At 26.7% G+C, this 26,181-nt stretch carries 28 protein-coding genes; 5 read left to right on the top strand and 23 right to left on the bottom strand.

From position 1 onward, the window contains the following. Positions 1–52 precede the first annotated feature (52 nt). The 7 genes from I1959_RS08865 to I1959_RS08895 form a co-directional block, all read right to left on the bottom strand. A complete protein-coding gene (locus I1959_RS08865) occupies positions 53–952 on the bottom strand; it encodes a sensor histidine kinase (protein ID WP_195237988.1) in 900 nt (299 codons plus the stop codon). Positions 953–982: 30 nt separating this feature from the next. Continuing rightward, the gene (locus tag I1959_RS08870; protein ID WP_195237989.1) at positions 983–1,762 is read right to left on the bottom strand and encodes an ABC transporter permease; all 780 of its coding nucleotides are present in this window, start codon (positions 1,760–1,762) and stop codon (positions 983–985) included. After that, entirely contained in the window at positions 1,755–2,675 is a 921-nt protein-coding gene (locus I1959_RS08875; protein ID WP_092922660.1) for an ATP-binding cassette domain-containing protein, read from the bottom strand. The genes I1959_RS08870 and I1959_RS08875 overlap by 8 nt, the downstream gene beginning before the upstream one ends. A gap of 124 nt (positions 2,676–2,799) precedes the next feature. Further along, entirely contained in the window at positions 2,800–3,495 is a 696-nt protein-coding gene (locus I1959_RS08880; protein WP_195237990.1) for a response regulator transcription factor, read from the bottom strand. Positions 3,496–3,739: 244 nt separating this feature from the next. After that, positions 3,740–4,225: a hypothetical protein gene (locus I1959_RS08885; RefSeq protein ID WP_195237991.1), complete on the bottom strand. Its 486-nt coding sequence runs from the start codon at positions 4,223–4,225 to the stop codon at positions 3,740–3,742. Between the two features lie 358 nt (positions 4,226–4,583). Continuing rightward, positions 4,584–5,420, bottom strand: coding sequence for a metallophosphoesterase (locus I1959_RS08890; RefSeq protein ID WP_243240024.1), 837 nt, complete (start codon positions 5,418–5,420; stop codon positions 4,584–4,586). Between the two features lie 67 nt (positions 5,421–5,487). Further along, entirely contained in the window at positions 5,488–6,447 is a 960-nt protein-coding gene (locus I1959_RS08895; RefSeq protein ID WP_195237995.1) for a DUF4474 domain-containing protein, read from the bottom strand. Between the two features lie 625 nt (positions 6,448–7,072). Here I1959_RS08895 and I1959_RS08900 point away from each other — a divergent pair. Next, positions 7,073–7,234 (top strand): hypothetical protein, encoded by a 162-nt coding sequence (locus tag I1959_RS08900; RefSeq protein WP_195237996.1) that lies wholly within the window; start codon positions 7,073–7,075, stop codon positions 7,232–7,234. Between the two features lie 371 nt (positions 7,235–7,605). On the opposite strand, the gene I1959_RS08905 is transcribed toward I1959_RS08900, so the two are convergent. Then, positions 7,606–8,781 carry an amidohydrolase gene (locus tag I1959_RS08905; protein WP_195237997.1) on the bottom strand — a complete coding sequence of 392 codons (1,176 nt, stop codon included), beginning with the start codon at positions 8,779–8,781 and terminating at the stop codon, positions 7,606–7,608. 602 nt (positions 8,782–9,383) lie between these two features. Further along, complete coding sequence (locus tag I1959_RS08910; protein WP_195237998.1) at positions 9,384–9,815, bottom strand: MarR family winged helix-turn-helix transcriptional regulator; 432 nt, start codon at positions 9,813–9,815, stop codon at positions 9,384–9,386. 157 nt (positions 9,816–9,972) lie between these two features. Between I1959_RS08910 and I1959_RS08915 the strand changes: the two genes are divergently transcribed. Further along, on the top strand, positions 9,973–10,458 hold the full coding sequence (locus I1959_RS08915) for a DUF2798 domain-containing protein (RefSeq protein ID WP_195238000.1): 486 nt from the start codon (positions 9,973–9,975) through the stop codon (positions 10,456–10,458). A 256-nt stretch (positions 10,459–10,714) separates the two neighbouring features. On the opposite strand, the gene I1959_RS08920 is transcribed toward I1959_RS08915, so the two are convergent. From I1959_RS08920 to I1959_RS08960, 10 genes are all read right to left on the bottom strand, one after another. Beyond that, positions 10,715–11,599, bottom strand: coding sequence for a sensor histidine kinase (locus tag I1959_RS08920; RefSeq protein ID WP_195238002.1), 885 nt, complete (start codon positions 11,597–11,599; stop codon positions 10,715–10,717). Between the two features lie 9 nt (positions 11,600–11,608). Continuing rightward, entirely contained in the window at positions 11,609–12,298 is a 690-nt protein-coding gene (locus tag I1959_RS08925) for an ABC transporter permease subunit (protein ID WP_195238004.1), read from the bottom strand. Beyond that, entirely contained in the window at positions 12,291–13,214 is a 924-nt protein-coding gene (locus tag I1959_RS08930; RefSeq protein WP_195238006.1) for an ATP-binding cassette domain-containing protein, read from the bottom strand. The genes I1959_RS08925 and I1959_RS08930 overlap by 8 nt, the downstream gene beginning before the upstream one ends. Before the next feature lie 82 nt (positions 13,215–13,296). Beyond that, complete coding sequence (locus I1959_RS15790; RefSeq protein WP_330615176.1) at positions 13,297–13,557, bottom strand: winged helix-turn-helix domain-containing protein; 261 nt, start codon at positions 13,555–13,557, stop codon at positions 13,297–13,299. After that, positions 13,554–13,958 carry a response regulator transcription factor gene (locus I1959_RS15505; protein WP_243240025.1) on the bottom strand — a complete coding sequence of 135 codons (405 nt, stop codon included), beginning with the start codon at positions 13,956–13,958 and terminating at the stop codon, positions 13,554–13,556. Before I1959_RS15505 ends, I1959_RS15790 begins: the two co-directional genes overlap by 4 nt. A 295-nt stretch (positions 13,959–14,253) precedes the next feature. Next, complete coding sequence (locus tag I1959_RS08940; protein WP_166504749.1) at positions 14,254–14,799, bottom strand: hypothetical protein; 546 nt, start codon at positions 14,797–14,799, stop codon at positions 14,254–14,256. Positions 14,800–14,812: 13 nt separating this feature from the next. After that, positions 14,813–15,781 (bottom strand): ABC transporter substrate-binding protein, encoded by a 969-nt coding sequence (locus tag I1959_RS08945; RefSeq protein ID WP_092922621.1) that lies wholly within the window; start codon positions 15,779–15,781, stop codon positions 14,813–14,815. A 32-nt stretch (positions 15,782–15,813) separates the two neighbouring features. After that, the gene (locus tag I1959_RS08950) at positions 15,814–16,527 is read right to left on the bottom strand and encodes an ABC transporter ATP-binding protein (RefSeq protein WP_092922618.1); all 714 of its coding nucleotides are present in this window, start codon (positions 16,525–16,527) and stop codon (positions 15,814–15,816) included. Next, positions 16,514–17,278, bottom strand: coding sequence for an ABC transporter permease (locus tag I1959_RS08955; protein WP_092922615.1), 765 nt, complete (start codon positions 17,276–17,278; stop codon positions 16,514–16,516). Before I1959_RS08955 ends, I1959_RS08950 begins: the two co-directional genes overlap by 14 nt. Next, the gene (locus I1959_RS08960; protein ID WP_166504748.1) at positions 17,271–17,897 is read right to left on the bottom strand and encodes a hypothetical protein; all 627 of its coding nucleotides are present in this window, start codon (positions 17,895–17,897) and stop codon (positions 17,271–17,273) included. Before I1959_RS08960 ends, I1959_RS08955 begins: the two co-directional genes overlap by 8 nt. Positions 17,898–18,276: 379 nt before the next feature. On the opposite strand from I1959_RS08960, the gene I1959_RS08965 reads away from it, so the two are divergent. Then, positions 18,277–18,645, top strand: a complete 369-nt coding sequence (locus I1959_RS08965; RefSeq protein ID WP_092922609.1) for a hypothetical protein — start codon at positions 18,277–18,279, stop codon at positions 18,643–18,645. Positions 18,646–18,822: 177 nt separating this feature from the next. On the opposite strand, the gene I1959_RS08970 is transcribed toward I1959_RS08965, so the two are convergent. The 4 genes from I1959_RS08970 to I1959_RS08985 form a co-directional block, all read right to left on the bottom strand. Beyond that, positions 18,823–19,716 carry a LysR family transcriptional regulator gene (locus I1959_RS08970; protein WP_166504747.1) on the bottom strand — a complete coding sequence of 298 codons (894 nt, stop codon included), beginning with the start codon at positions 19,714–19,716 and terminating at the stop codon, positions 18,823–18,825. Between the two features lie 80 nt (positions 19,717–19,796). Continuing rightward, on the bottom strand, positions 19,797–21,416 hold the full coding sequence (locus I1959_RS08975) for an amidohydrolase (RefSeq protein WP_195238008.1): 1,620 nt from the start codon (positions 21,414–21,416) through the stop codon (positions 19,797–19,799). A gap of 69 nt (positions 21,417–21,485) precedes the next feature. Beyond that, positions 21,486–21,710, bottom strand: a complete 225-nt coding sequence (locus I1959_RS08980; RefSeq protein ID WP_207733565.1) for an MFS transporter — start codon at positions 21,708–21,710, stop codon at positions 21,486–21,488. 149 nt (positions 21,711–21,859) lie between these two features. Further along, positions 21,860–23,101 (bottom strand): MFS transporter, encoded by a 1,242-nt coding sequence (locus I1959_RS08985; RefSeq protein ID WP_195940144.1) that lies wholly within the window; start codon positions 23,099–23,101, stop codon positions 21,860–21,862. A 217-nt stretch (positions 23,102–23,318) separates the two neighbouring features. Between I1959_RS08985 and I1959_RS08990 the strand changes: the two genes are divergently transcribed. Next, a complete protein-coding gene (locus tag I1959_RS08990; RefSeq protein WP_092922595.1) occupies positions 23,319–24,347 on the top strand; it encodes a YeiH family protein in 1,029 nt (342 codons plus the stop codon). Between the two features lie 110 nt (positions 24,348–24,457). Beyond that, on the top strand, positions 24,458–25,759 hold the full coding sequence (locus I1959_RS08995) for a conjugated bile salt MFS transporter (RefSeq protein ID WP_092922592.1): 1,302 nt from the start codon (positions 24,458–24,460) through the stop codon (positions 25,757–25,759). The last annotated feature ends 422 nt before the right edge of the window (positions 25,760–26,181 follow it).

The raw sequence follows: 26,181 nt of genomic DNA on the forward strand, positions 1-26,181 counted from the left end.
TCAAAAATCATACCCACGATAAAATTATTTAAGTAATTAGTTTTTCATATATTTAATATATCTCTGATAAAAACTTTATTCTAAATATAATCCATTCTTTATCCATATCAACATCAATTTCACCATTCATAGATTCAACTAAAAGCTTGGTTATTGTAAGACCTAAACCAGAACTATCACTACTTCTTGATTTATCCTTCATATAAAATCTATTAAACAGTAAGTTTAACTCATCTTTATTAATATCTTGGACATCATTTTTAAACTCAATAATAACTTCTCTACCTTTATTGTTTATTGACATACAAAAATGACTCTTACTATACTTAATAGAATTTTGAATTAAATTATTAAAAACTCTTTTAATAGCACTTTCATCTAACCTTACTAATACTGGATTTTCATCTAACTTTAAATCCACTTCAATATTTTTCTTTTCAAAATCATTATAAAATACCAGTATATGCTCTCTTAGCTCCTTATTAATATCTATAATTTCCATATTTAAATTATAATCATTATTTTCAAACCTACTTAAATCATAAAAATCCTGAATTAAATGTTGAAGAACCTTAGCTCTTTTTTCTACAATACAAAGGTAATCTTTCTTTTCTTTAGATGTAATAGTTTCATCATTTATTAACTCTAAATATCCCCTAATAGAAGTTAAAGGTGTTCTTAAATCATGAGAAACATTTTCGATTTCTTTTCTAATTTCTTCTTCTCTTTTTATGTACTTTAATTTATTTACTTGTGTATCTTCTAAATACTGATTTATTTCAGATAATAATTTCTCAAAATTCTTATCTGGATGATTTAACTTAAGTTTACGATTTGTATCTATATTTTCAGAAATATATTTAAAGTCCTTAACTGATGTTTTAATATTTCTAGAAAGCAAGAAAAAGCGTGCAGAAAAATACACACTTGGTATTAATAAAATTACTAACATTCATTCCATAATCCACACGCCCCTTTTTATCTATTTTATTTCTTTTTTCTTAAACATAATTAATCCTAATGTATAAAATAATACAACTCCTATAAATCCTACTATAAAACATCTTACAAAACCATCAGTAGTATTCCATGCCATGATTATTCGATTAGTATTACTGTCAAATGTAGCATTTCCAACTATATTCCAAGGTAGCCATCTTGCTATTTTACCTAGTATATCTATTTTACGTCCAGCCATTGATATTAATAGTGGCACAAATACTATAAAAATTGACCAAAATGTCACAGCTATACTCTCATTATCAAATATGAAGTAAAAACAATGAGCAGCAGTCATACTAACTAATAGCAGTGGAAAGCATGCTACTATTGCATGTATAAAATCTTTTAAATATACTATACCGCTATCCTCTAGCATTACGTATGCAGCTATAACATATGCACTACTAATTAATATTAAATTTATTGTACAAATTACTACTTCTACTAAAAATTTGCCTAAATATATTTCACTTCTTGAAATTCCAAAGGCAATAGAATTTTTAAGTGTAGAGTTCTTAAATTCTTGACCAAAAATTAATGAAACTAAATAAATAGATATAAGTATTAATAATCCCATATAAGTATAAAAACTACTAAGAGAATATTTTGTATTTCCATACAAAAAATTCACTTGGCTTTGTGCAAATAAACCTAAGGCTACATTTATAAATATTACAAATGCTATACTTCCAAATAAAAATATATAATTTCCTTTAGTATTTATATTTCTGTAAAATTCACTTTTTATATAATTAAGCATTGCAATATCCCCCAATCAATGACATATAATAATTTTCAAGATTTATAGTTTTTTCTTCTATGCAATTTAATCCAATTCCATTTTTAACTATAAGCTCACTTATCTTTTGAGGGTCTCTATTTCTATCAAATAACTGTATTATATCATTAGGTAAAACCTTATAATCACTATAACCTAATTTTTCTTCTAATAGTGCAGTTAACTTATTGGCATTAGTAACTTTAATTTCTAAATAGCTTTTACATTTTTCATTAAGTTCAGTTGAAGATATTTCTTTGACTAATCTTCCCTTATTTAAAAATCCATAGCAAGTTGCAATATTTGATAGCTCTAAAAGTATATGACTTGATATAACTATAGTAATATTTTTTTCCTTATTTAATTTTAATAGTAGATTTCTAATTTCAATAATTCCTGATGGGTCTAAGCCATTAATTGGTTCATCAAGTATTAATAACTCTGGTTCTGTCATAATAGCAAGAGCTAATCCTAGTCGTTGCTTCATACCAAGAGATAATTGATTAAATTTTTTCTTTTTAGCATGACTCAAATTAACATCTTCAAGAGCTTTAATAACTTTGTCTTTTCCTGGTATACCTCTTTGAATACGATAATACTCCATATTTTTTTCAACAGTAAGATTAGGATAAAAACTTGGCGATTCAATAATAACACCTGTATGTTTTCTAACTTCATTTAATTCTTTCTCATCTGAAACTGAGAAAAGTTCAAAACTACCACTACTAGCATGTGACTGCCCAGATAATATTCTAAGTAAAGTAGTCTTACCTGCTCCATTATCACCTACTAAACCATATATATCACCTTGTTTTACATTAATATTTACATCTAACAATGCATCATAATTTCCATATTTCTTAGATAAATTATACGTTTTTATAACTTCCTTCATATATTTCTCCCTCTTTATTTAAGCAGTATTAAGTACCATTTATTAACTAACTTACAATAACTATGATATAAAAATTTTTTTAATAAATATTCAAGAAAGTTTAAAGAAAGTATAAAGATTTTTATTAATTATTATTTAATTTAAATCCTATTCCCCATACTGTTTTTATGTAATCTTCATCTTGTGATACTGATTTAATTTTTTTTCTAATATTGCTAATATGAACATTTACAGAGTTATCTTCCCCATAGTATCCATTTTTCCATACTTGTTCATACAATGATTCCCTTGAATATACCTTATCAGGATTTTTAATTAAAATGCTTAAAATATCAAACTCATGACCAGTTAAATGTATCTCTTCTCCTTTGACCTTTACTTTTCTTGTTTCTTCTTCTAAGATAAGATTTTTAAATTTGTATATTTCATTTGATTGTGTACTTATTTCATACTTTCTATATCTTCTTAACTGTGAGTTTATTCGAGCTATTATTTCTTCTGATTCAAAAGGTTTAGTTATATAATCATCCGCTCCTATATTCAAAACATTTACTTTATCTTTTAAAGACGTTTTTGCTGAAATTACTATTATTGGTATTTCTTTTTCATCTCTAATTTTACTGATTATCTCTTCTCCGCTCATACCTGGTAACATTAAATCTAGTAGCATCAATTTAAATTCTGATATAGATAGTTGTAACAGCGCTTCACTACCTGAAAATGCATGCGTTACTTTATAGTTCTGTTTTTCTAGTGTTTTTGTTATTAGGTTATTTATATCTACATCATCTTCTACTACTAAAATGTTCTCTTTGTACATATATCCATTCTCCCTAATTTATATTTTATTTTATAATATCATACTTTATATTTGCATACTAAAAAAAGATATTAGCTAAGTAGCTAATATCTTTTCTTTGATTTCAATATTGTAGACGATTCGCAAAATCAAACCCACAATCAACTTATACTATTATTTCTATTTTATTACTTAAGTCACCTATACTCTCTATGAGCACAACATAACTCATTAAATTATCATTTCCCCTATTATTACATTTAATCTAAAATGCACATTCTATAAGATTAATATTTCTATATTCTACAGCCATTGGTACAAATCTAATTCTACTACCTTCACAAGCTATCCTAAATCCTTGAATACTTCTTCTATCAGCTCTATCTACTAGCATAAAGAAATTAGAAGGAGTAAAGCCTCTCCTCATTACTATTCTAACTACTGCCATCCTCCTACAATTATTTATAGTAAATTGCCCACCACCAGGTGATATAAAAGGAGTAGGAGATTGCCCACCACCAGGTAATGTAAAAATTGGATCGTTATCTGTTTGTGCATAGACATTATCATCGTCATATTCATCATAATCCTCGTAATCTTCAAGAGACATAGGAGGTTCAAATAAGTTAGCAACTTCTGCGTATTCATTTTTTATATCCGCATCAGGATATGCATTTTGTAACTCTCTAAGATATACAGCCATAAACTTGTAATAATTTTCCCAATAATCTTGCCAATAATTTCTGTCCATTGTTGATTCCCCTTTTTCTGATATAAATATTGTTCTCTATATTATATGTAAATACTAGACAATGGTTCTTATTTATGTAAGATAATTTACCTTAAAAATTCCATATATACTATTTGCTTATAATATGACAATAAAAAATAAATAGATTAAAAAAATATGTATAAAAAACCTATATTTGGATATCTATATAGATTATACTGTCCATTCATTAAAGAATTACCTAAAGCATTAACTAAAATATTAATACCTTTTATATTTGATTTTGCCATTCTTATATCATAATACTTTTCCTTTTTAATGTAATACTAATACTAAAAAAGCTGACTCCTTATCAATATAGGAATCAGCTTTTAAATACTTAAAAACTTTTTATTTTTATATTTTTTGCAAAATAATCTTCTAATTTTACTGGTCCTTTTAAAACTTTTTTTCCTACATACATACTACTATCTTCTCTTGTCATAACACTCCATTTCACCAAGCTAATACAACCACATTCAATCTCTATAGCTGTAATAGCTGTTGGATGTATGCAACTTCCTGAATTAAAATACATAGCTTCATCTAAGTTAGCAAAACTAGGTCTATGAGTATGACCTGCAATTAACATTATGTTATTTTCTTTTGACCATGCCATCAGTTGTCGTTCTATTCTATTTTTCTTTTTATAATTTTTAGCTGCTCTTGTAGGATCATTAAATCCCCATATCTCTAGTGGTCTCCATATATAACGAACTAAAAATCTACCTAGCTTCCATAGCCTATCATTAATTAAATCTCCTTGATGGCCATGTACAAGAAAAGTTCTGTGTTGATTATTATCTTCATTTTCTAGAATTATTCCTTCATATGCCTTTATATAATTGAATAATGAAAAAATATCTTTTCTTATTCCACAATAATATCCTTTATAATGGCACTCTAAAAATTCTGTATAACTTTTTTGCATATCATGATTACCATAAATCATATACATTCTGTTTGACTCATAAAATTTAGATAGTAATTCAAATGTAGTACTGTGTACTTCCATAATTTGTTCCATAGATCTATTTTCCCAAAGTTCATCTCCATCACCTAATTCAATGTAAGTAAATCCTTTTTTATAGTAGTCATTAAGTGCCGCGAAAAATATATATTGGTTTTTTATAAAATTATCTCCTAAATTTCCGCTACCCCTATGACAATCACTCATTATGACAAATTTTGAAGAATAATCATAAGGAATAACTTTAGAATTTTCATAGATTTTGGATAAGCGTTTATAAATGCTCATTACTTCTCATCTCATTTCCACTTATATAAGATGAAATCACTTTATAAGATTTTTTTAATTTTTTCATTCTATTTTTACCTGCAATTAATCTGAACAAATTAGGATAGTATAATCGTAAAAAGTCAATTTTATCTATTGTACGTTCAAAATCTTTAGTAATTAAATTATATATCTTACAATAAGTTTTATTCATAAATTGGATAAAAGGTATTATCAATTTATAACGATTATATGGTTGATTGGATTTAGGTTTATCAAAATTAAAATAGATTACATTCCTATCTATTTTAATTTCATCTTCTTTATAACCTGCTCTTTTTAATCCACCAAGAAATGCACCTTTCATAATTGAATTTGGAAAAATTATTCTAACTTCCATTGATAAGTTGTTAGGATTAGAAAATACACCTACATCAAAACCTGTTAGCCACCAATGATAATCTTGTCTTTGAAATAATTCTTCTTCATTTATTTTAAGCTTAAAATCCATATTTATGAGTTCTTCATCTGATACAGCTTCGAAAAAAGGACCTGAAAAAATACCTGGTATATTAATATAATCCATTTCACTTACATATATACCAATTTCACCACCAGTAGTCATTCCATACTGACCTTTCCAAAGTTCAATAAGCCATCTTCTATTATCATATTCAAAATAAATAGGCTCGCTATCAATAATCATATTTAAGGTAGGTGCTGCTTCATCATAAAACCTACAATATCCTACTTCTCTTTGCCAAGGATACATATTTGAACATATAATATCATTAGTTTTATCATATACAAAACCATATAGATCTAGTGCATTATTAATATCTTTAATTTTTTCTTCATCACTTCTTTGTAACACATTATTAATAACTTGTTTTCTTTGTATTATCCATCTATATAAGAGTAAGGCAAGTATAATTATAATAATAACTATATTCCATTTTAACTCCATATACTCAACCTCCATAAACAATATGTTTCATATTATTATATTTCTATATATCATTTTTTGTTACATTTTTAAATTTTTTGATAATAAATAATCCATAGTCCAAACAAAATAGATAGAAATATAAATATTAAGAAATGAGAAAAACAGATAGATTCCATCTAAAAAATAATTGTATTTGTCGTAGCCTTTATACAAAAAATGTCCTGTTAAAGTGATAGAAATGCCCAATATGAAGTCTACTTGGGTAAAAGATAAATGTATTCTATGTATATGATTCCTTCACCTATGTTCAAAATCTTCAATTCAATATAGCAAAATACTAAAAAATATAGATAGTTTATTTCATAAAAAGTATGCAACCTCACTATTTTCATAACATTAAAATTTCAATTTTTAGGATAAGTATATATTATAGTTTAATTTCTATTTGCCATTTTGAAAATTCATTATATCTGTTAAAACTATCTTAATACTATCCTCATTTTCATGTAATTCGATAATTAACATCCATATTATCTACAAATTAATTAAACTAATTCTAGCATTATTAATAAAAAATTATTTTTATTGATTATGTATATTACGATACCTTTCTGCCAATAATATTTTCGAGGAGGTGATAATCATGATAAAGTCAAACAACAACGACAATAATAGAAACAATAACAACAACAATAACTGCAATAACAACTGCAACAACAACAATAATAGAAATAATAATAACAATAATAGAAACAATAATAACTGCAACAACAACGAAAATAATAGAAACAACAACAATAGATAGTTTTATTGACAAAACTTACATAGAAGTTAGTAAAGCAAGTTCTATGTAATTGATAAGGTGATAGCAAAGTCATTATAAAATTGACTTTGTTATCGCTTTATTATAAAAATTATAAGAAAATTTTAATTATTATTCTACTTAATAAATTATTCAAACCAATCCTTTCTACCACAAAGTTTAACCAAGCTAACTTCATCAAGTAAATTCCCGAAATTCTTACCTACAATCTTATTCAAAATTAATATAATTTCTATTTGCTATAATACATACTATTAATCTATATAATATATTTATCTAAAACTATTAATAATTAATATAAAAAAGTAGATAGCTTGTTATATAAAACTATCTACCATTCTTATTTTTAATAGCTAATTATCTATATCTTTTGCTTCATAAACTATTTCACCATCAATTATGGTATACATTGTTTTTGTAAATACCTCCATTGGATTCCCATCAAAAATTGCAATATCAGCATCTTTTCCTATTTCAAGACTTCCAACTTTATCTGATACATTACATATTTCTGCCGCATTTATTGTAATTGCTTTAAGTCCCTCTTCTATTCCTAGTCCTTCTCTTGCTGCAAATCCAGCACAAATAGGTAAATCTTGTATTCTTGTAACTGGATGATCAGTAGTAATAGCTACTTTCACACCAGCCTTGTGTAATATACCAGCTGTTTTAAAATCTGCATTTTGAGTCTCTATCTTATTTCTTATTGCTAATGAAGGTCCAACTATTGCCGGAAATCCAGCTTCCTTAATCTCTTCTGAAATTAGATGTCCTTCTGTACAATGATCTAAAGTTAATCTTAAATTAAACTCTTTAGCTATACGGATTGCTGTTAAAATATCATCTGCTCTATGTACATGTGCTTTTAAAGGAATCTCTCTGTTAATTACAGGTAACCAACACTCTCTCCTAAATACCTCATCAAAACTATCACCATTTTTCATAGCATTTTTTTTGTTTTGATTATATTTTTGAGCTTCAAACAATTCCTCACGTAAAAGTGCAGCTATTGACATACGAGTTGATGGCATCATATTTTTTTGATTATAATTTGTTTTTATATTTTCTCCAAATGCAATTTTCATTGCTGCTGGTTCAAGGACAGCCATGTTATCTATTGTTCTACCATGAGTTTTTATAAAAACAAACTTTCCTCCGACTACATTTGAACTTCCAGGTCCTACCATTACTCCTGTAATACCAGCAGTCAAAGCATTATGAAAAGCTGAATCCATAACATTAATACCATCTAAAGCCCTAAGATATGGTGTAATTGATTCATTTGTTTCATTACAGTCATTGCCTTCAAATCCTTTTCTTTCTTCTTGAATTCCAATATGGCAATGAGCTTCTATTATGCCTGGCATAACCCAACAATTTTCTGCATCAATTATCTTACAATCCTCATTACTATTTATATTAATATTTTCTCCAATTTCTACAATCTTTTTATCTTTTATTAAAATAGATCCACTATTATAATTTTTATCAGCCATGGTTATTATTTTCCCATTTTTTATTAATAGCATAACCTTTATTCTCCTTTATAGACTAACTTATTATATTCGAACTTATTATTAACTAATATTGCTTCTGAATCTTATATGTAATAACTAGGATATTTTATTATCAAAATATTTATTTTATTTGTGTTAATCATACTAGTTAATATTACTGAGTATAACTATGTAATATATTATTCACAATCCTTAAATTTATATACGCATCTATTTGTTAATTTTTAGTTCATGTTTTGGGTTTATCTGAAATGATAATAAAAGCTAAAACCAATGGTCAAACCCCTGATTTCAAAGATTTTTCATTGCATCACTTGAATTTTTTAATAAAAGGCATAATAATATAACTTTGGGTCAGAAGTACTTGCAAGTATATTAAGGTGACAAATCTTTTACGTTAGTATTTATTTTAATTTTATTTAGCATTTCTTTACAACAAGCTATTTTCACAAGCCATACTCTCTTACTTATGATATAGTTTTTCCGTATCTACTTTACGGAGCGTGTTTTTATTATATAAAGTAACTTTTTAAGTCTTTTATTACACCTTGCTTTTTGGGTATTCTAAAATATAACCTAAAGAATTTTATATTAGAGTTAGTTTTGCACAATACTTATTTTGCAAACCAATTTTCACTTAAACACTCTTTTAATATTTTAAATTTATCCTCACCTATAGAATTTATAATATTTGTTTCAAATTCTTCTTTTAAAATTAATGTCTCTCTACAAAATCTTGATCCCTTTTCAGTTAAAGAAAGTATCTTGTCCCTAGAATTTACGTCTTTATTTTCTATAATAATATATCCTCTTTCAATTAAGCCTTTTGCACATTTATGAGCTCCTTGGCGTGATATTCCTATTATCCTTCCAATCTGTGCCACTGTTAATTCATTTCTTTCTACTAATGCAATCATATACGATTCTGTATCACTAACCCTTTCTTCTCCCCTTTCAACCCAAGTTTCTATTACCATTTTTCTAAGCTTTGCGTGTTTTTCACTTATTAAATCTATTATATTTAAATTTTTAAAATCTGAACTCATATAAATACTCCTTTATTTTAATCAAATCTATCTATATTATATAATTTTTAAAATAAATAATACAACTTTAATCAACCTAGTTGACATTATAGAGTTAAAAATGATACTATACATTAGTCAACTTAGTTGACAATTTATTAGAAGAGAGGTATTTAACTTGTTTAAAAACAAAAAAGAACATTTTATATTCATATTAATGATTGCTGCAACAATGGTATTTATTATGAGTTGCTACAATATAGCTATAATTGAAGGATTTTCATTAAATATATTTAAGTATGCAGCACTAGGGTTCCCATTGGCTTTTATATATGCACTAATAGGAGATATTTTTATAGTTGGTAGAATTGTTAAGGTCATTACAAGTAAAATATTAAAGCCAAATGACACTATGAAAAAAGTAGGACTGTGTATGTCATTTTTTACATCATGTGGTATGGTTATTTGGATGTCATTATTCGGAGTAATTGCTAATGTAGGATTAGATTCTAATTTTATTTCTGCTTATGGTGTTGCTATAGTTACAAACTTTATTTTTGCAATTCCTTTAAATTTATTAATTGTATCTCCTTTAATGAGATTTTTATTTTTTAAGATGTTTCCACCTATTTCAGGTATTAATGAACAAACAAATGCTATATAATAATCAACCCTATCCCTTACTTGTGATAGGGTTCACTTTTATTTGTTATAAATTATTTATTTCCCTATTATATAAATCCTATATTTCTTTAATTTATTTTAATAAAAAAGGAATTAATAGATTTTAAACTCTAACAATTCCAATTGGTTTGACGATAAAAATTATGTAATTGGTAGAGGTGATTCTTCACAATCATACCCATAATTAATTCATCTAATAATTCTTGATAAACATCAAATAACTTATATAATTATCCTTAAAAATATCTAAATAAAATACTTATACTTAATATATCATCATTTAAACTAACTTCATAAACTTCTCCATCAATCTTATCAAGTAATACCTTTACAATAAATAACCCTAAACCACTTCCACTGCGGTTTCGAGATTTATCTGCAGTATAAAACCTATCAAATAAATATTTCAAATCATCTTGAGTTAAATCCGAAACACTATTTCTAATCTTAAAAATAACATACTCATCAAACTCTTTAAGTTCAATAGAAATATAGCCTGTTGAATACTTCATTGCATTAGAAACTAAGTTTTGAATAATCCTTGAACAAACCACCTCTTCGCCTTGAACTTCTATTGGTTTAGAAGGAAGTCTATTATCAATTTCTATTTCTTTATTTTTAATTAAGGCATAGTTAGAAATAACAGTCCCCATAATTATTTCTACTATATCAATAACTTTTATATCTATTTGGTAACTATCATTATTAAAAATAGAAAGCTCATAAAAATTATTAAGTAAATTATTTAGTTCTTCTGATTTTTTAGAAAGAATGCCAATATACATATTTCTTTCTTCTTCAGTACAATTTTCAAGAAGTGTAATATACCCTCTAATAGCTGTAAGTGGTGTTCTTAAATCATGTGAAATATTAGAAATAGATTGTTTTAGATTTTCTTCTCTGTTTCTTATATTTATCTCTAGTCGTTTTTGTTCTTGCAGAAAAATATTAAAAGATTCAGCTATTTTTTCTACATCTTTATCATTTAATATTATATTTATCCGTTCTTTCTTATTAAGTTGAATCTTAATTTTTCTTAGTTGTTTTTTTGTAGATATGAAACGGATTACGATATATGTAAATCCTATAATTAATAAAATTGTTATCAAATCATAATCCATCCTCTCATATTAAATATCTTGTTTGTTAAAACAATAATTGAAAATTAAATATAAAATACCCGTACCTAATCCAAAACTTATTGCAAAGATAAGTGGCATCATTCCTAAAGAATAATCTTTATTTGCAACATAATAAGTAATAGTGTTCCAAGGTAACTGAGTTAGTGCTAGTATCAATCCTACAGTTCCTCCACATAAGGCAATTGATACACTTGAGTTTTTTACAAGTATACAAATAAAAAATGAAACTGAAGAAATGCATATATTAAAAAATATCCCAACTACTACATATACAATTAAAAAATATAACTCACTGCTATTAAATACTTGTCCCCATCCGTAAAATAAGCCATATGTACTTCCTATAAATGCATAGTTTGCAAGTAAAATAATCACACAACCAATCAAATAACACAAATACTTACTTAGAAAAACTTTACTTCTCTCATGTCCTGATGTTAGTGTGTGATTAATAGTTTTTGATACTAAATCTTTTCCTACATATGTAGCCGCAAATAAACTACAAGCCATTATTCCAATTATTTCTCTACTTGGATGGACTAATGCACCTTTTGCACCAAATTCTACTGAACCGTAGTAAGTATTTATGATAGCTAGTATTAATAGTCCTATCAAACATATCATAAGTTCTTTACTGTATTTTAATTTATATATTTCTGCTTTTAAAATATTATACATTAGCCTCACCTCCAATTATTTTTGCAAAATATGATTCTAAACTATCTCCTTTAATACTAATCTCTTCGACTAAGACTTTATTTAATATTAAAGTTGAATTGATTTTTGAACATTCATCAAGGTGGCTATATATTTTTATAATATTGTTATTACAAACAATAAAATCATTTATACCTAGTTCCTTTTCTAAAATAATAGATGCAATTTTGCTATCTGAAACATTTAGATATATATGTTTTTTACATCTTTCATCTAATTCCTTAGACGATATCTCTTCTATTAATTTTCCTTTGTGCATAATTCCATAACATGTTGATAGCTTATATAGTTCACTAAGAATATGACTAGATAAAACTATTGTAATTCCCTTTTCTAAGTTTAATCTTATTAACAATTGCCTTAATTCTAAAATTCCTGTAGGATCTAGTCCATTTAAAGGCTCATCTAAAATTAATAATTCTGGCTCATCTAACAATGCCATAGCTAATGCTAATCTTTGTTTCATTCCTAGAGAAAAGTTTTTTACCTTCTTTTTATCATTAATATCTAGGTTTACAAGTTTTAATACCCTCTCAATATCGTATGTTCCAGGTATTCCTTTTTGCATACGTATTACTTCTAGGTTTTTTCTTGCTGTCATGTCCATGTACAGTGCTGGATTTTCAATTGTATACCCAATATTTTTTTGTAATTTGCACAATTGATTTTTATCAGTTGTTCCAAATAGCTTTACTTTTCCTTCTGTTTGGTTTATTAACTGAGCGATTATTTTTATTAATGTAGTCTTACCTGCTCCATTTTCCCCTATAAGACCATAAATGTCGCCTCTTTTAATGTTGATACTTACGTTATCAAGTACTATATTATCTTTATATTTTTTTGATAAGTTTACTGTTTGGCAAATTATCTCTGACATATTTATCATCTCCTCTGCCTTATATGATATATTTTAGAATATAAGAATTTCTAAATTAAATTCTAAAGAAATTCTAAAATAATCACTTTAACTTATATCCCATTTTCCAAACAGTTTCGATTAGTTCACTATCAATTTTCTTTCTTATATTACTTATATGAGTGTTTATCGTATCATCATCATATTCATATGAGTCTTTCCACACTGTTTCGTATATATTTTTCTTAGAAAATACTTTGTTTGGATATTTTATAAATAAGTATAAAATCTCAAACTCCTTAGATGTAAGTTTGACAACATTATTATCAACAAAGACTTCCTTTAAATCATAGTTTAGTGTTATGTTTTGTGTTTATAAAGTGTTTGTTGACTTGTAAGTTTTAAGTAGCGTCTTAAATTTGTTTCGATCCTTGCTAGAAGTTCTAATAAATCAAATGGCTTGACTACATAATCATCTACTCCTATTTTAAATAAATCAACTTTAAACTGTACATTTTCTTTTGCTGATACTACTATTATTGGAATATCGGAAAATTCCCTCACTTCTCTTAAAATCTCATCACCACTTTTATATGGCAACATAATATCTAAGATAATTAAGTCAGGCTTCTTTTCTATCACATATTTAATCCCTCTTATTCCATCATTAGCTATATGCGTTTCATATCCATTTTTACCAAGATAATCTGCAATCATATTAGATATTTCATTATCGTCATCTATAATTAAAATTCGATTCTTCATGCCATCTCCCCTATACAACATAAATATTGTTTATAAATTTATCAATAAAATAATTTTAGTCTAATACAAAGCTATTATAGCATATTCCATTAATTATTTTGTAAATGTATATATTATTAAGTCTAGTATAAATATAATATTATTTTCCATAAAAAAAGATATTGGCTATTTAGCCAATACCTTTTCGTGGATTTCAATGGTGGAGACGAATCACAGGAATAATACCCACGATTAATTTTTAACCTAGAATACACAAGTTAATTTAATGTAATATTATTTATTATGCTACTGATTTTTATTTTATTATTACAAATAGGTCTTCTGGGTCAGATGCCATAATTTTGATAGCTAGTTCTTTTCTCAATGATAATAATTTTTCTTGATCTTCTACTCTCATAGAAATATTTTCTGCTTTGCACTTATGTGATAATTTTGAATAATTTATAAATTCACTAGGTATAACCCCCTCTTTTAAGTACAATTTAACTAGTTTATCATCATATCCTATTTCAAAATAATATCTTCCACCACCTGGTGCTTCTTGTCCCATCTTATCATTAGAATAATCAATATCTAGTTCTAAATTTCCATAAGTTTTTACACGCATAACCATTTCTGCTGCATCTATTATACCTTTTCCATTTTTCCCTATTCCACTATAAAAACTAAACTTTCCTCTTTGCGGTATTTCATCAGAAAGTTTAGGAAAAGTCATAAGCATTATTTTAAATGCTAAAGCTGCTCCACCTATCATTTCTCTACCATGATATTTTAATATATCATCGTAAGTTATCTCTATAATATCATTTTGATCTTTTACTATAACTTTTTCTTGTATCATTTATATTCACCTACTATTTTATAAAAAGTTCATTTGTCTTAACTTCTTCTTCTATCATTCCAGTTTTTAACATAAAGTCTGCTACATTTTGAAATGCTTTACGGTCTGCATCTGTAGTTTCTATACTGAAATCATATTGTTTATACATTTCTTCAACTGCTGATTTATCTAAATCAAGTTCTTTAGAAACTATTTCCATAGTTTCATCGTAGTTTTCATTCATGTATTTATTTACGTTTTCTTGAGCTTTCATGAATAATTCAACTTCTTCTTTGTGCTCATTATAGAAATCTTCTCTAACTGCAACTGCTATTACTGCATCTGTTAATCCTTTTCCATTAGTAACTAAGTTATATCCCTGTTGTTCTGCTTTATATGCAGTAGGTCCTGCAACTAATGCTGCATCAACACTTTTTCCATCTAAAGCTGCTTTTGCATCAGCTATAGACATATTCACATAATTAACATCATCTATAGTCATTCCAGCTTTTTCAAGGTATGCTATTAATAGTTGGTGTAAGTTAGTTCCAACTGGTCCTGCTATAGTTTTACCTTTTAAATCTTGTGCTGATTTTATGTTTTCATCAAGCGAATACATACAGAATGCTTCTGGTGATCTACTGTACATATTTAATATTTTTATATCTGCACCATTTGCTGCTGCTGAAACTACAGAAGTTCCTCCAACAGCGTATAATATATCAACATCTCCTGATGCTAATGCTTGAGTTTGATCAGCCCCCGATGTTATTTCAGCATACTCAATAGCTATATCTTTACCATTTTCACTGAACTCATTAGCAAAAACATTTTTATTTTTTTGTATTATACTTGGTACATTTAAAGGTGAAGTTACATGTGTTATTACTAACTTATCTAAACTTGCTTCTTTTGTTGTTGTACATCCAACCATTGATATCATTAATACACCAGTTGCAAGTACCGATGTTAATTTTATTTTTATTGACTTACTTAATTTCATAAATTTATCCTCCATTACTTATATATCTTTAATTAAATAACTTTTAAATCATCAATTATTTGTTTTTTTAATTTAACAAACTTATCATCTAATAAGTCTCTTGTGCTACTTTTTTCTTTAATTTCATATTGAGATTTAATAACACCTTTTTCTAAAATTACTATTTTATCTCCAAGGATAAGTGCCTCATCTATACTATGAGTTACAAATAAAATTGAGCATTTTGATGTTTGGTGAATCTTTAATAATTCATTTTGCATTTGCTCTCTTGTAAAAAAGTCTAATGCCGAAAAAGGCTCATCCATCATTATAAAGTCTGGATCATATGCAAATGCTCTTGCAATCGAGACTCTTTGTTTCATTCCACCTGATAATTGTCTTGGATATGCACTATAGAATTTTTTAAGACCTACAGTTTCAATAATCCTATCAATTTTTCTATTATCTATATTTTTATTATGTATACCAAATGTTATATTCTTTTTTACATCTAGCCATGGCATTAATCTATCCTCTTGGAATACATATGCCTTTCTTTTTGAATTAGTACCTAATATCTCTCCTTGATCAAATTCTTCTAAACCTGATACAAGTCTCAATAAAGTAGTCTTTCCACATCCACTTCGACCTAAGATTACAGTTATCTTATTTGCTGGTATATTTAAATCAATTCCATTTAGAACTTTCATACTTTCTTTTTCAACAGTATAGAACTTACTTACATTTACTAATTTAATCCCATCCATTTTCTTCTGATCCTTTCAAAGCCTTATCGATTATAAGTGCAAACAATCTATCAGTTATATAACCAACTACACCTATTACTAAAATACCGACTATAACTTTATCTGTTCTAGACATTTGCTGAGCAAATAAAATCATATGACCTAGACCAGTTGACGCAGCAATCATTTCTGCACTTATTATAGCTCTCCAACTATAACCTAGTCCTATTCTCATTCCAACTAATATATCTGACATAGCATATGGAATTCTTATCTTAAAAAAGCTATTTACTTTTGAATATCCATAAATTTCTCCAACTTCTAACAGTTTTTTATCACAACTTACAAATCCCTTTACCGTATTTAGGTATATTGGGAAAAACGCAGTTAAAACTATTATCCCAATCTTAGTTGTTTCTCCTATACCAAACCATAAAATTAATAATGATATTAAACTTAATGGTGGTACATTCTTTAAAAATTGAACTATATTTTCATAGTAATCATTAAATTTTGGTAAAATAACTCTCACCATTGCTAATAAAAAAGCTAATAAAGTTGCTATGAAAAATCCTTTTAAAACTCTTATGTAACTTATGTAAATATCTTCAAAGATTTCTCCTGATTTAATCATTTTTAATAAACTGTCTAATACCTTTGATGGAGATGGTAAAATATAAGAACTAACTATATCCATTTTAGTAACTATACTCCATATTAAAACCAAAATTATTATAGAAATTGATGTTTTTATAACTTTATTCTTATTCATTTATTAATACTCCATCTCCATTGTTGCATCCATCCTTACAATAAAGCATCTCAACCAAGTCGCTTTCCTTATGTAGGTTATTTTTAAAATACGCTTCTATATTTTCTTCTCCTGAGATACTACTAATTTTAGCTTCTAATGAATTAAAATAACCCAGTGGAATAGGACTCTCATCAAGTAGTTTTACTTGAATTTTTTCATATAAATTTAATTTCTTTATAAATTCTTTCCAGCTTATAAATACTGTATCTTCTAAACCCTTTTTGTTTCCATATGAAGCTAGACTTTTACATGGCGTAGTAATTACCTTTTTCTTTCCTTTTAGATCCTCTCTATTTGCAATTTCTATACCACAATGTATTAGAATTGGATCAATTTTAGGAATAAAAACATCCTGCTCATTTATATATTCATTAATTGTATCAATAGCTAAAGGACACCTTCGATCTAAAAGTGCCTTTTCTGTTGATTTAAGAGCTTCATTATACTTTTCTTTTACAACCTTATGCCAATCATTTTCAACTTCTACCCTTGAGTAACCATTGTTAAGTAATAATTTATCTAGATCTTCTTTTATATACATATTATCTACAACTGGATTAATAAAAATATATTTCATAGCTGTCTCCTTTCTATCATGTCTTATATTTCAATTTGTAGATATCGATACTCATTATCATTAAATCCTCATAATTATATTTCATTGCTATATCTATAGTCTAATCTGTTAATTAATAAAAATATGTTCCATAGCTGTCTCCTTTCTATTATGTCTTATAACTATTATTTATTTTCTTAAATATTCATGAGCATCCAATTAATTATTTTTATTCATCATTATCGTTTATTTTTAATACATTATATAGCATTTGATATAGATAATCAATATCATTTTCGCTTTTTTTTAATCACAAATAATTATGTAATTTATACAAATTAAACTAAAATATTTGTGATAATATATACATAATTTTAATCCATAAATTAAATGAGGATTAATGCTTAGTAAAATAGATATAATTGAAGAGTTTTCTAAGAACATAAATATATACCCTTTTAAAAAAGAAAACCTTAAGGAAAATTCAATAAATTTAAGTGCTAGTTCTTGTGCTTGGAATACCTCACATGGTGATATATTCATCGATAAAAACGGTGAAGTTAGAGCATATGATAGTTCTAAATCGCAAAATTCTAAACAATGTAATCTTGATAAAACCAAACGCGTCGGTAAAATTATTTTTATACTTCTTATATTCTATGGAGTATTCTATTTATCAGATTTCTTTTTTAAACACACAATTAATACCTTGGTACACTCAAGTTGGTTTATCTGGAGCTATGCTTTCTTTATTGTTAATATTAATTGATTTTTAAATTTCTTTTGTTATATTATTATCTTAAAATAAAAATACCTATATCCTTTTGGATATAGGTATTCGTGGATTTCAATGGTGGAGACGAATCACAAGAATAATACCCACGATTATTATGTAATAAATTGTAGTAAAATAATTAATATGTCAATTATAGTTTTTCATATATGATTATTTATTATTTAAAATATCTGTTTTTTCACAAAATTTCATAAAACATTCTATAGGTTTAGAAATATACTTATCTTTGTGTATAGCACTATATAAAGATCTATTAATCTTATGATCTTTTATCCTATATACATTTATTGATTTTGAATTTTCTTCAGATAAAACAGACATATAAGGTACACAACTTACTCCTATATTTAATTTAACATAATTTAAAATAGCCTCTAAATTACTTAATTCTATATATGAATTAAATTTAATATCATTATTTTCTAAAAAACCTTCAAATCGTTGTCTTGTTCCACTGCCATCTTCCCTTATAATAAATTTATTATTTTTTAAATCCTCTATGTCTAAGTATTTTTTTCCATTCCATTCATGATTTATTGAACTTATAAATACAAGCTCATCTGTCCATATATCTTTTAATATTATTTCTTTTGAATTTACTGTGCCTTCTATAAATGCAATGTCTACTTTATTATTTAATATAAGTTCTTCTATATTATGCTTATTATCTATAATCATAGATATTTCAATATCTTTTTCTTTTTTATTAAATTTATGTATTATATAGGGCATTATATATGTACCTATAGTTGTACTTGCACCAATAACTAATTTTCCTTTATTAGATTTAGATGAACGTACTACATTTATCCCTTCTTCATAAATATTTAATATTCTCCTTGTATATTCATAAAAAATTTTACCTTCATGTGTCAAGTACAGTTTTTTACCTATTCTATCAAACAATTTTGTACCAATTTCTGACTCAATTTCAGATATACATTGACTTATTGATGGTTGACTAATATACATATCCTTTGCTACTTGACTCATATTTAAACACTTAGCTGTTTTATAAAAAATCTCTAATTTTCTAATATTCATAAGTATATCCTCCTCATATCTATATTACTATATCTAGCAAAAAGAGGTGAAAATAAAGTTTCACCTCTTTCTTAATTTTACTATTTTTTATATATTGTATTACCTTCTTTTATTGTCTCTAATACTTTTATTTCTTTAATCTCAGATAAATTTACATCTAAAGGATTTCTATCAAGTATTACAAAATCTGCAACTTTACCTTCTTCTATAGATCCTTTTTCATCTTCTTCAAAATACTGATATGCTGCATTTATTGTTAAAGCTTTTATTGCTTCCATAGTAGATAATCTTTGATCAGCTCCTAATATCCTACCGCTTTGAGTTTGTCTATTAACCGCATTATGCATTGCTAGTATTTGATTTGGCATCTTTACTGGCGAATCTTGATGTAATGTAAAGTTTATATTTCTTCTTAATGCAGATTTTGCTGGACTAAGTCTATTAGCTCTTTCTGGTCCAAATACTGATTCATAATGATAATCTCCCCAGAACCATATATGATCTAAAAAGAATGTAGGTATTATACCAAGTTCCTTCATATCATCTAATTGATCTTCTCTAACTGTTTGAGCATGTACCATTACTGGTCTTAAATCAGTTTTATTATCTGTCATCTCTAAAGCTTTTTTATAACATCTTATAAATTGATCTGATGCCGCATCACCATTACAATGGACATTTACCTGTATATTATTCTCAATTAAAGATTTAAAATATTCTATTACATCTTTATCTTCTTGAGTTGCATACCCACAGTAATCTTTAGATTCCCCTTCTGGAACTTCATAGTACGGCTTAGTTAACCAAGCTGTTTTTCCTTGTGGTGAGCCATCAAGCCAAGTTTTTCCACCTAGTAACTTATAATGATTATAGTATTTTCTCTTTGGTGTTCCTTCATTCTTTAATAATTTTAATGTTGTATGTTGAACAGCTTGACCAACAATATCAATTATTAATTCATTTTTTTGAGCTGCTAAATTTAAAAGTTGATTTAAATTTTCATCTATACTTGCATCCTGAGCTGTTGTTAATCCATAAGATGAATATATTTGTTGCGCTTTCTTTATACAGCTTAAAAGTGTATCTACAGATGGTGTAGGAATTACCTTTCTCTTTTCAGGAGATAAACAAGCATTCTCTTCTAATATTCCATTTGGCTCATTTGATTCTCCTACCGTTCTAACAACTCCACCTTCTGGTACTTCATAGTTTGTTCCTACATATCCAAAAGCTTCTAGCGCCTTTGAGTTTGTAGTTGCAATATGACCTGACGCATGACTTATAAATATTGGTATCTCTTTACTTACCAAATCTAAATCAAATTTAGTTGGATGTTCTTCATTTTCATATCTTGTGTTATCATAACCAAATCCTATTATCCACTCTCCATTTTTAGGTGGATTATTTTTAACATAATCTTTTAATATTGCTATAAATTCTTCTTTAGAATTTGCATCACTTAAATTTACTATCATTAAAGTCTGAGCTACTGCAATAATATGACTATGAGAATCTATGAAACCTGGTAACATGGTTTTACCATCTAAATCTACTAGTTCTGTATCTTCATTTTTTAATTTTAGTATTTCTTCTTTTGATCCTGTTTTTATTATTTTCCCATTTTCAACTAAAACAGCATCTACTATAGGCTTTTTATCATTAACTGTTATAATGTCTCCATTGAAGTATATTTTTCTCATTTTATTCACTCCTAATGCATATTTAATTTATTTCTTAAAGTAAATATATACTTTATGCTAATTTTTATTTTAATCTTTGACTTTTTTATTGATGTAAGTAGTAAATATCATTAATCCTATTACAGCTACAATTGAAAGTACTAATGATATAGACATTGTTTTTAATATACCTATTTTATCAAATAAAGCTCCTCCAGTTACATTTCCTATTAAACAAAATAGAGTAAATACTGAACCTAATGTCCCAACTAATACTGAACTCATTCCAAGCTCTTCCTGTAAAATATGTTGCATATTGAATACTTAATACTGATATAGCAATTGCTATTATTGCATTAAGTATTCAATATATCCCCAAATTAATATTAATCAAATAAGCTATTTTAGACCATCTATAAAATTTTAAATTATTAATAATCTATATTTTATAGGTTTATCAATCATTAGTTTTGTGCGAACATTTTTTTTGATTTTATTTGAGCAAATAAATTTAATCCAAATCCTACTACACCAACAACTATAAATAACATACATGAGCCAGTTAATCCTAACTTGTTTGATATAGTTGTGAATAATAATGCTGATATTGAACTACCTAATGCATAGAACATACCTACTTTTGCTAATTTCATTGTTCCATCTTTTTGTCCAAATACATCTGCTGGCATAAATGCTGGTGCTGATGTTATTGTATATACAGTTAATCCTGAACATATAGGTACTAAAAATCCTATTGCACTTCCCTCTGGCATAAATGCCATTATTAATAATGCTATTACTGTAGATATACCTGATAAAACCATCGGAATAAATGATCCTAGTTTATCGAATAATTTACCACCTACTACGTTACCTATTAAACATGATACTCCAAATATTGATCCTGCGATTCCTAATTTCCCTGCTTCAAATCCTTTTCGTCCTAATACTGGTATTGCTTGTGTCGATACTGCAACAACTGCAAAACATATTAATGCACATCCTACACAGAAAGTCCAGAATATTGGATTTTTATCATTTTCTTTGTCTGATAAACCATCAAATTTTGCTCTTGCTGGTTTCGCATTTGACTTATTAGATGATGTTTCTATTACGACTTCTTCTTGTCTTGGGTATCTTATGAATAATAATGCTAGTGGCACACCTATTATTATCATAGCTGCCCCTAATGCCATATATGTTCCTCTCCATCCAACGTTAGCTAATAACTTAACAGTTATTGGTTGTAAAAATACATTACCTAATGATCCACCTGCTAATGCTATTCCTAATGCTGTCCCTTTACCTTCGCCTGGGAACCAATGACTCATCATTATTGGTAATGATAAACCTGTAAATAATATTGTTCCTACTTGTGTAAAGAATGCACTTCCGTTAAACATTATTGCATTTTGAGCCATTCCATATGATGCGAATGCTATACCTGATATTATTAAACCTGCTACATATATATATTTAATTTTGAATTTATCATATACTTTAGCTATTATTGGATTGAATAATGCCGGAATTGTTCCTGATAAATATAGTAATGTAAATCCTACCTCAGATACTACACCTGATTGAGATACTGGTGTTTGCATCTGACTTTGTAAATTTTGAGATATACAATATGGTATTGCTTGAATTAACATACAAATAAATACTATTAAGTATCTTCTCTTATTATTTTGTTCGTTTTTCATAATACTCTCACTTTCCTTTTCTTTGCTAAATTTCATAACTTTATTATAAATATTTTTATTTAATTTGTTAAATACGTAAATTTTATATCACATATAACTAAATACTTATATGCAATATATAGGTAAATACTTATATTTATTATAAAAAAAACATATTTAACAAATTGTAAATATGAATTTAAAATTAAATTTATATCATAATAAAAGGAGTACTATAATGAAAAAATTAAATAATAATTTTATAAAAAATATAAAAGGTATATTACCTGGATTTATAGTTTCTATATTAGTAGCATATTTAAGTATACTTATTGCAAAATTTGTTCCAAAGCTTGGAGCAGCATCTATTGCTATATTCTTAGGTATGTTTGTAGGTAATGTATTTTTAAATCATAATATATTTCAAAAGGGATATAAGTTTTCAGAAACTGATTTGTTGTCATACTCAATAGTGTTATTAGGTGCAACATTAAGTATATCTACTATATCTGAAATTGGATTTTCTGGAGTAATATTTATAGTATTACAAATGGCAATTACAATAATAGGAGCTTTATATATTGGGAAAAAATTAGGTTTTTCAGACAACTTCAGATATATGATGGCAAGTGGTAATGCAGTATGTGGATCTTCTGCAATAGCAGCAACATCACCTGTAATTGGAGCTGATGATAAGGAAAAAGGAATATCAATAACTATTGTTAACGTAACTGGTATAGTCCTTATGTTCTTATTACCTATAATATCTCAATTCTTATATAATAATGAGATTACTCAAACATCTGCCATGGTCGGAGGTATATTACAATCTGTAGGACAAGTTGTCGCTAGTGGAGCAATGGTAAATGAACATGTAAAAGATTTATCTACAATATTTAAAATTGTACGTATAATATTTTTAGTTGTTGTTGTTTTCGTATTAGGTCATTTAAAACATAAATCAAATAAAGAAATTATAGAAGAAGAAGTACAAGATATGGAAAAAGGAAAAATAAAGGTTCCATGGTATGTAATAGGCTTCTTTATAACTTGTGCCTTATTCTCTTTAAATATAATAAGCAATGATGTTTCAATTCTTTGCAAAGAAATAAGCAATAAATTTGAAATAATTGCTTTAGCTGCTATCGGATTAAGGGTTAATGTAAAAGATTTAATTAAGCAAGGAAAATCAGTATCTCTGTATGGATTATTTATAGGGTTATTACAAATTGTCTCTGCAATAACTTTGATTGGAATATTATTATAAGTATAATCTAACCTGTCGTGAAAGTTAAATAACTATTACAACAGATTAGATAAAAAGTTTAATAAGCTTATTAAACTTTTCTAAATATAAAAGTAAAGAAGGTATTCATCATGGAACAAACAAAACAAAAAAGCACATTTTTTTATGGCTGGTTAATAGTTGTAGGTTGTATGCTTATCCAAGCAGTTCCATACTCATTAGCAGCTAATATTCAACCTGCATTTACAAGTTATGTAACTTCAGGAGAGGGCTTTACTTATACTCAATTTTCACTAATATTCACAATTGGTACTATAGTATCTGCATTATGCTCTCCTTTTATCGGAAAATTATATTCCACTCCTAAAGCAAATATAAAATTGCTATATGTAATAGGTATTATTTTAGTAGGTGTTGGATTTGCATCGATGTCTTTAGCTAAAGGAAATATATTCGCTTATTATGCGCTATCTATATTAGTTCAAATAGGTTCAGCTATAATATCAGCTATAGGAGTTCCTACACTTATAAATAGTTGGTTTACAGAAAATAAGGGTATTGCAATGGGTCTTGCATTCTCTGGTGGAGGACTTGGTAACATGATTCTTCAACAATTTGCAGGTAAATGGCTATCTAATCCATCAATTGGCTATAAAGGTGCTTATTTAAGATTCGGATTATTAGCTATAATAGTAGCATTACCAATAGCATTATTTGTAATGAGATTACCAAAGTCAAAATCTGAATTAGAAATGAATAAATCAAAGAAATCTAAAAAAACTTCTTCACAAAGCTCTAACTGGGGATATACTTTTGCAGAAGTTAGCAAAATAAAATACTTCTGGATTTTCGCAATATCATTTGTATTTGTAGGATTATATGTTGGTGGAATGGCATTACAATTTATACCATACCTACAAATATTAGAACAATCTAATGTATTAACTTTAGGATCAGCATTAATTGCCTCTCTATTTGGACTATTTTCAATATTTGGAAACCTTTGTGGTGGCGTTCTGTTTGATAAATTTGGTATAACAAAATCTCTTGTACTAGCGGAATTATTAGTTATAATTTGTGGTTTATCTTTAATATTTATTGGTAAGATAAATGCACTTGGATTTGTATTTGCAGTTTGTCTAGGCATATCTATGTTTTCATATATAATAGGACCATCTTATATGACTAGTGCTCTATTTGGTAACAAAGAATTTGGTACTATATTAGGTATTGTACAAATATTCTTTGCGGTTGGATTTGGTTCAGGTTCTACAGTATTTGGATTTATAGTTGATAAGTCTGGCTTTACAAATGCATGGATATCTACAATAATCTATGCTGTAATAGCTTATGCAGGATTATTATATTCTACTAGTTCGATAGTAAAAATGAATAAAGATAATAATGTAATTGAAACTAAAAAAATATCATAAACTTTTAAATTATAATTTTCAATACAAGTACAATAGTTTATATTTATGTTGTATCAAATACCTCCGCAATGTTTTATATCCAAGACACTGCAATATCTATTATTTATTATACTTACAATTACATAAATATCATATTGAGTTATTATGGCAAAGTTAACTTTTTTATAATAAAATTCTCTTAGTAAACCATTTTAATTTACATTAGTGCCTCTTTACTAAAATGCATAATTAAGTCTAATTGAAATATCAATACCTCGCCTGTCAATTGTACCGACAGGCTTATCTAAAATTTTTATACTTAAATCTGTAGCCATTGATTTCTAAAATGAATAACCTACTATTTTAGTATGATACTTAAATTCACTTACAATAACTGATTTTAAACTAATCTCTCTCATGAATCTTTGAACTATTTTAGTACT

The sequence above is a fragment of the Romboutsia sp. 1001285H_161024_C4 genome (assembly GCF_015550185.1).
Classification (GTDB): domain Bacteria; phylum Bacillota; class Clostridia; order Peptostreptococcales; family Peptostreptococcaceae; genus Romboutsia_C; species Romboutsia_C hominis.

Bases quoted from the DNA above. Each gene is read 5' to 3' on its own strand.
- I1959_RS08880 (WP_195237990.1), bottom strand. From the start codon at position 3,495: ATGTACAAAGAGAACATTTTAGTAGTAGAAGATGATGTAGATATAAAT.
- I1959_RS08965 (WP_092922609.1), top strand. From the start codon at position 18,277: ATGCTTAGTAAAATAGATATAATTGAAGAGTTTTCTAAGAACATAAAT.
- I1959_RS08905 (WP_195237997.1), bottom strand. From the start codon at position 8,781: ATGCTATTAATAAAAAATGGGAAAATAATAACCATGGCTGATAAAAAT.
- I1959_RS08910 (WP_195237998.1), bottom strand. From the start codon at position 9,815: ATGAGTTCAGATTTTAAAAATTTAAATATAATAGATTTAATAAGTGAA.
- I1959_RS08900 (WP_195237996.1), top strand. From the start codon at position 7,073: ATGATAAAGTCAAACAACAACGACAATAATAGAAACAATAACAACAAC.
- I1959_RS08975 (WP_195238008.1), bottom strand. From the start codon at position 21,416: ATGAGAAAAATATACTTCAATGGAGACATTATAACAGTTAATGATAAA.
- I1959_RS08870 (WP_195237989.1), bottom strand. From the start codon at position 1,762: ATGCTTAATTATATAAAAAGTGAATTTTACAGAAATATAAATACTAAA.
- I1959_RS08980 (WP_207733565.1), bottom strand. From the start codon at position 21,710: ATGCAACATATTTTACAGGAAGAGCTTGGAATGAGTTCAGTATTAGTT.
- I1959_RS08895 (WP_195237995.1), bottom strand. From the start codon at position 6,447: ATGGAGTTAAAATGGAATATAGTTATTATTATAATTATACTTGCCTTA.
- I1959_RS08940 (WP_166504749.1), bottom strand. From the start codon at position 14,799: ATGATACAAGAAAAAGTTATAGTAAAAGATCAAAATGATATTATAGAG.
- I1959_RS08885 (WP_195237991.1), bottom strand. From the start codon at position 4,225: ATGGACAGAAATTATTGGCAAGATTATTGGGAAAATTATTACAAGTTT.
- I1959_RS08950 (WP_092922618.1), bottom strand. From the start codon at position 16,527: ATGGATGGGATTAAATTAGTAAATGTAAGTAAGTTCTATACTGTTGAA.
- I1959_RS08920 (WP_195238002.1), bottom strand. From the start codon at position 11,599: ATGGATTATGATTTGATAACAATTTTATTAATTATAGGATTTACATAT.
- I1959_RS08990 (WP_092922595.1), top strand. From the start codon at position 23,319: ATGAAAAAATTAAATAATAATTTTATAAAAAATATAAAAGGTATATTA.
- I1959_RS08930 (WP_195238006.1), bottom strand. From the start codon at position 13,214: ATGTCAGAGATAATTTGCCAAACAGTAAACTTATCAAAAAAATATAAA.
- I1959_RS08960 (WP_166504748.1), bottom strand. From the start codon at position 17,897: ATGAAATATATTTTTATTAATCCAGTTGTAGATAATATGTATATAAAA.
- I1959_RS08890 (WP_243240024.1), bottom strand. From the start codon at position 5,420: ATGAGTGATTGTCATAGGGGTAGCGGAAATTTAGGAGATAATTTTATA.
- I1959_RS08970 (WP_166504747.1), bottom strand. From the start codon at position 19,716: ATGAATATTAGAAAATTAGAGATTTTTTATAAAACAGCTAAGTGTTTA.
- I1959_RS08865 (WP_195237988.1), bottom strand. From the start codon at position 952: ATGTTAGTAATTTTATTAATACCAAGTGTGTATTTTTCTGCACGCTTT.
- I1959_RS08985 (WP_195940144.1), bottom strand. From the start codon at position 23,101: ATGAAAAACGAACAAAATAATAAGAGAAGATACTTAATAGTATTTATT.
- I1959_RS08995 (WP_092922592.1), top strand. From the start codon at position 24,458: ATGGAACAAACAAAACAAAAAAGCACATTTTTTTATGGCTGGTTAATA.
- I1959_RS15505 (WP_243240025.1), bottom strand. From the start codon at position 13,958: ATGAAGAATCGAATTTTAATTATAGATGACGATAATGAAATATCTAAT.
- I1959_RS08955 (WP_092922615.1), bottom strand. From the start codon at position 17,278: ATGAATAAGAATAAAGTTATAAAAACATCAATTTCTATAATAATTTTG.
- I1959_RS08875 (WP_092922660.1), bottom strand. From the start codon at position 2,675: ATGAAGGAAGTTATAAAAACGTATAATTTATCTAAGAAATATGGAAAT.
- I1959_RS08925 (WP_195238004.1), bottom strand. From the start codon at position 12,298: ATGTATAATATTTTAAAAGCAGAAATATATAAATTAAAATACAGTAAA.
- I1959_RS08945 (WP_092922621.1), bottom strand. From the start codon at position 15,781: ATGAAATTAAGTAAGTCAATAAAAATAAAATTAACATCGGTACTTGCA.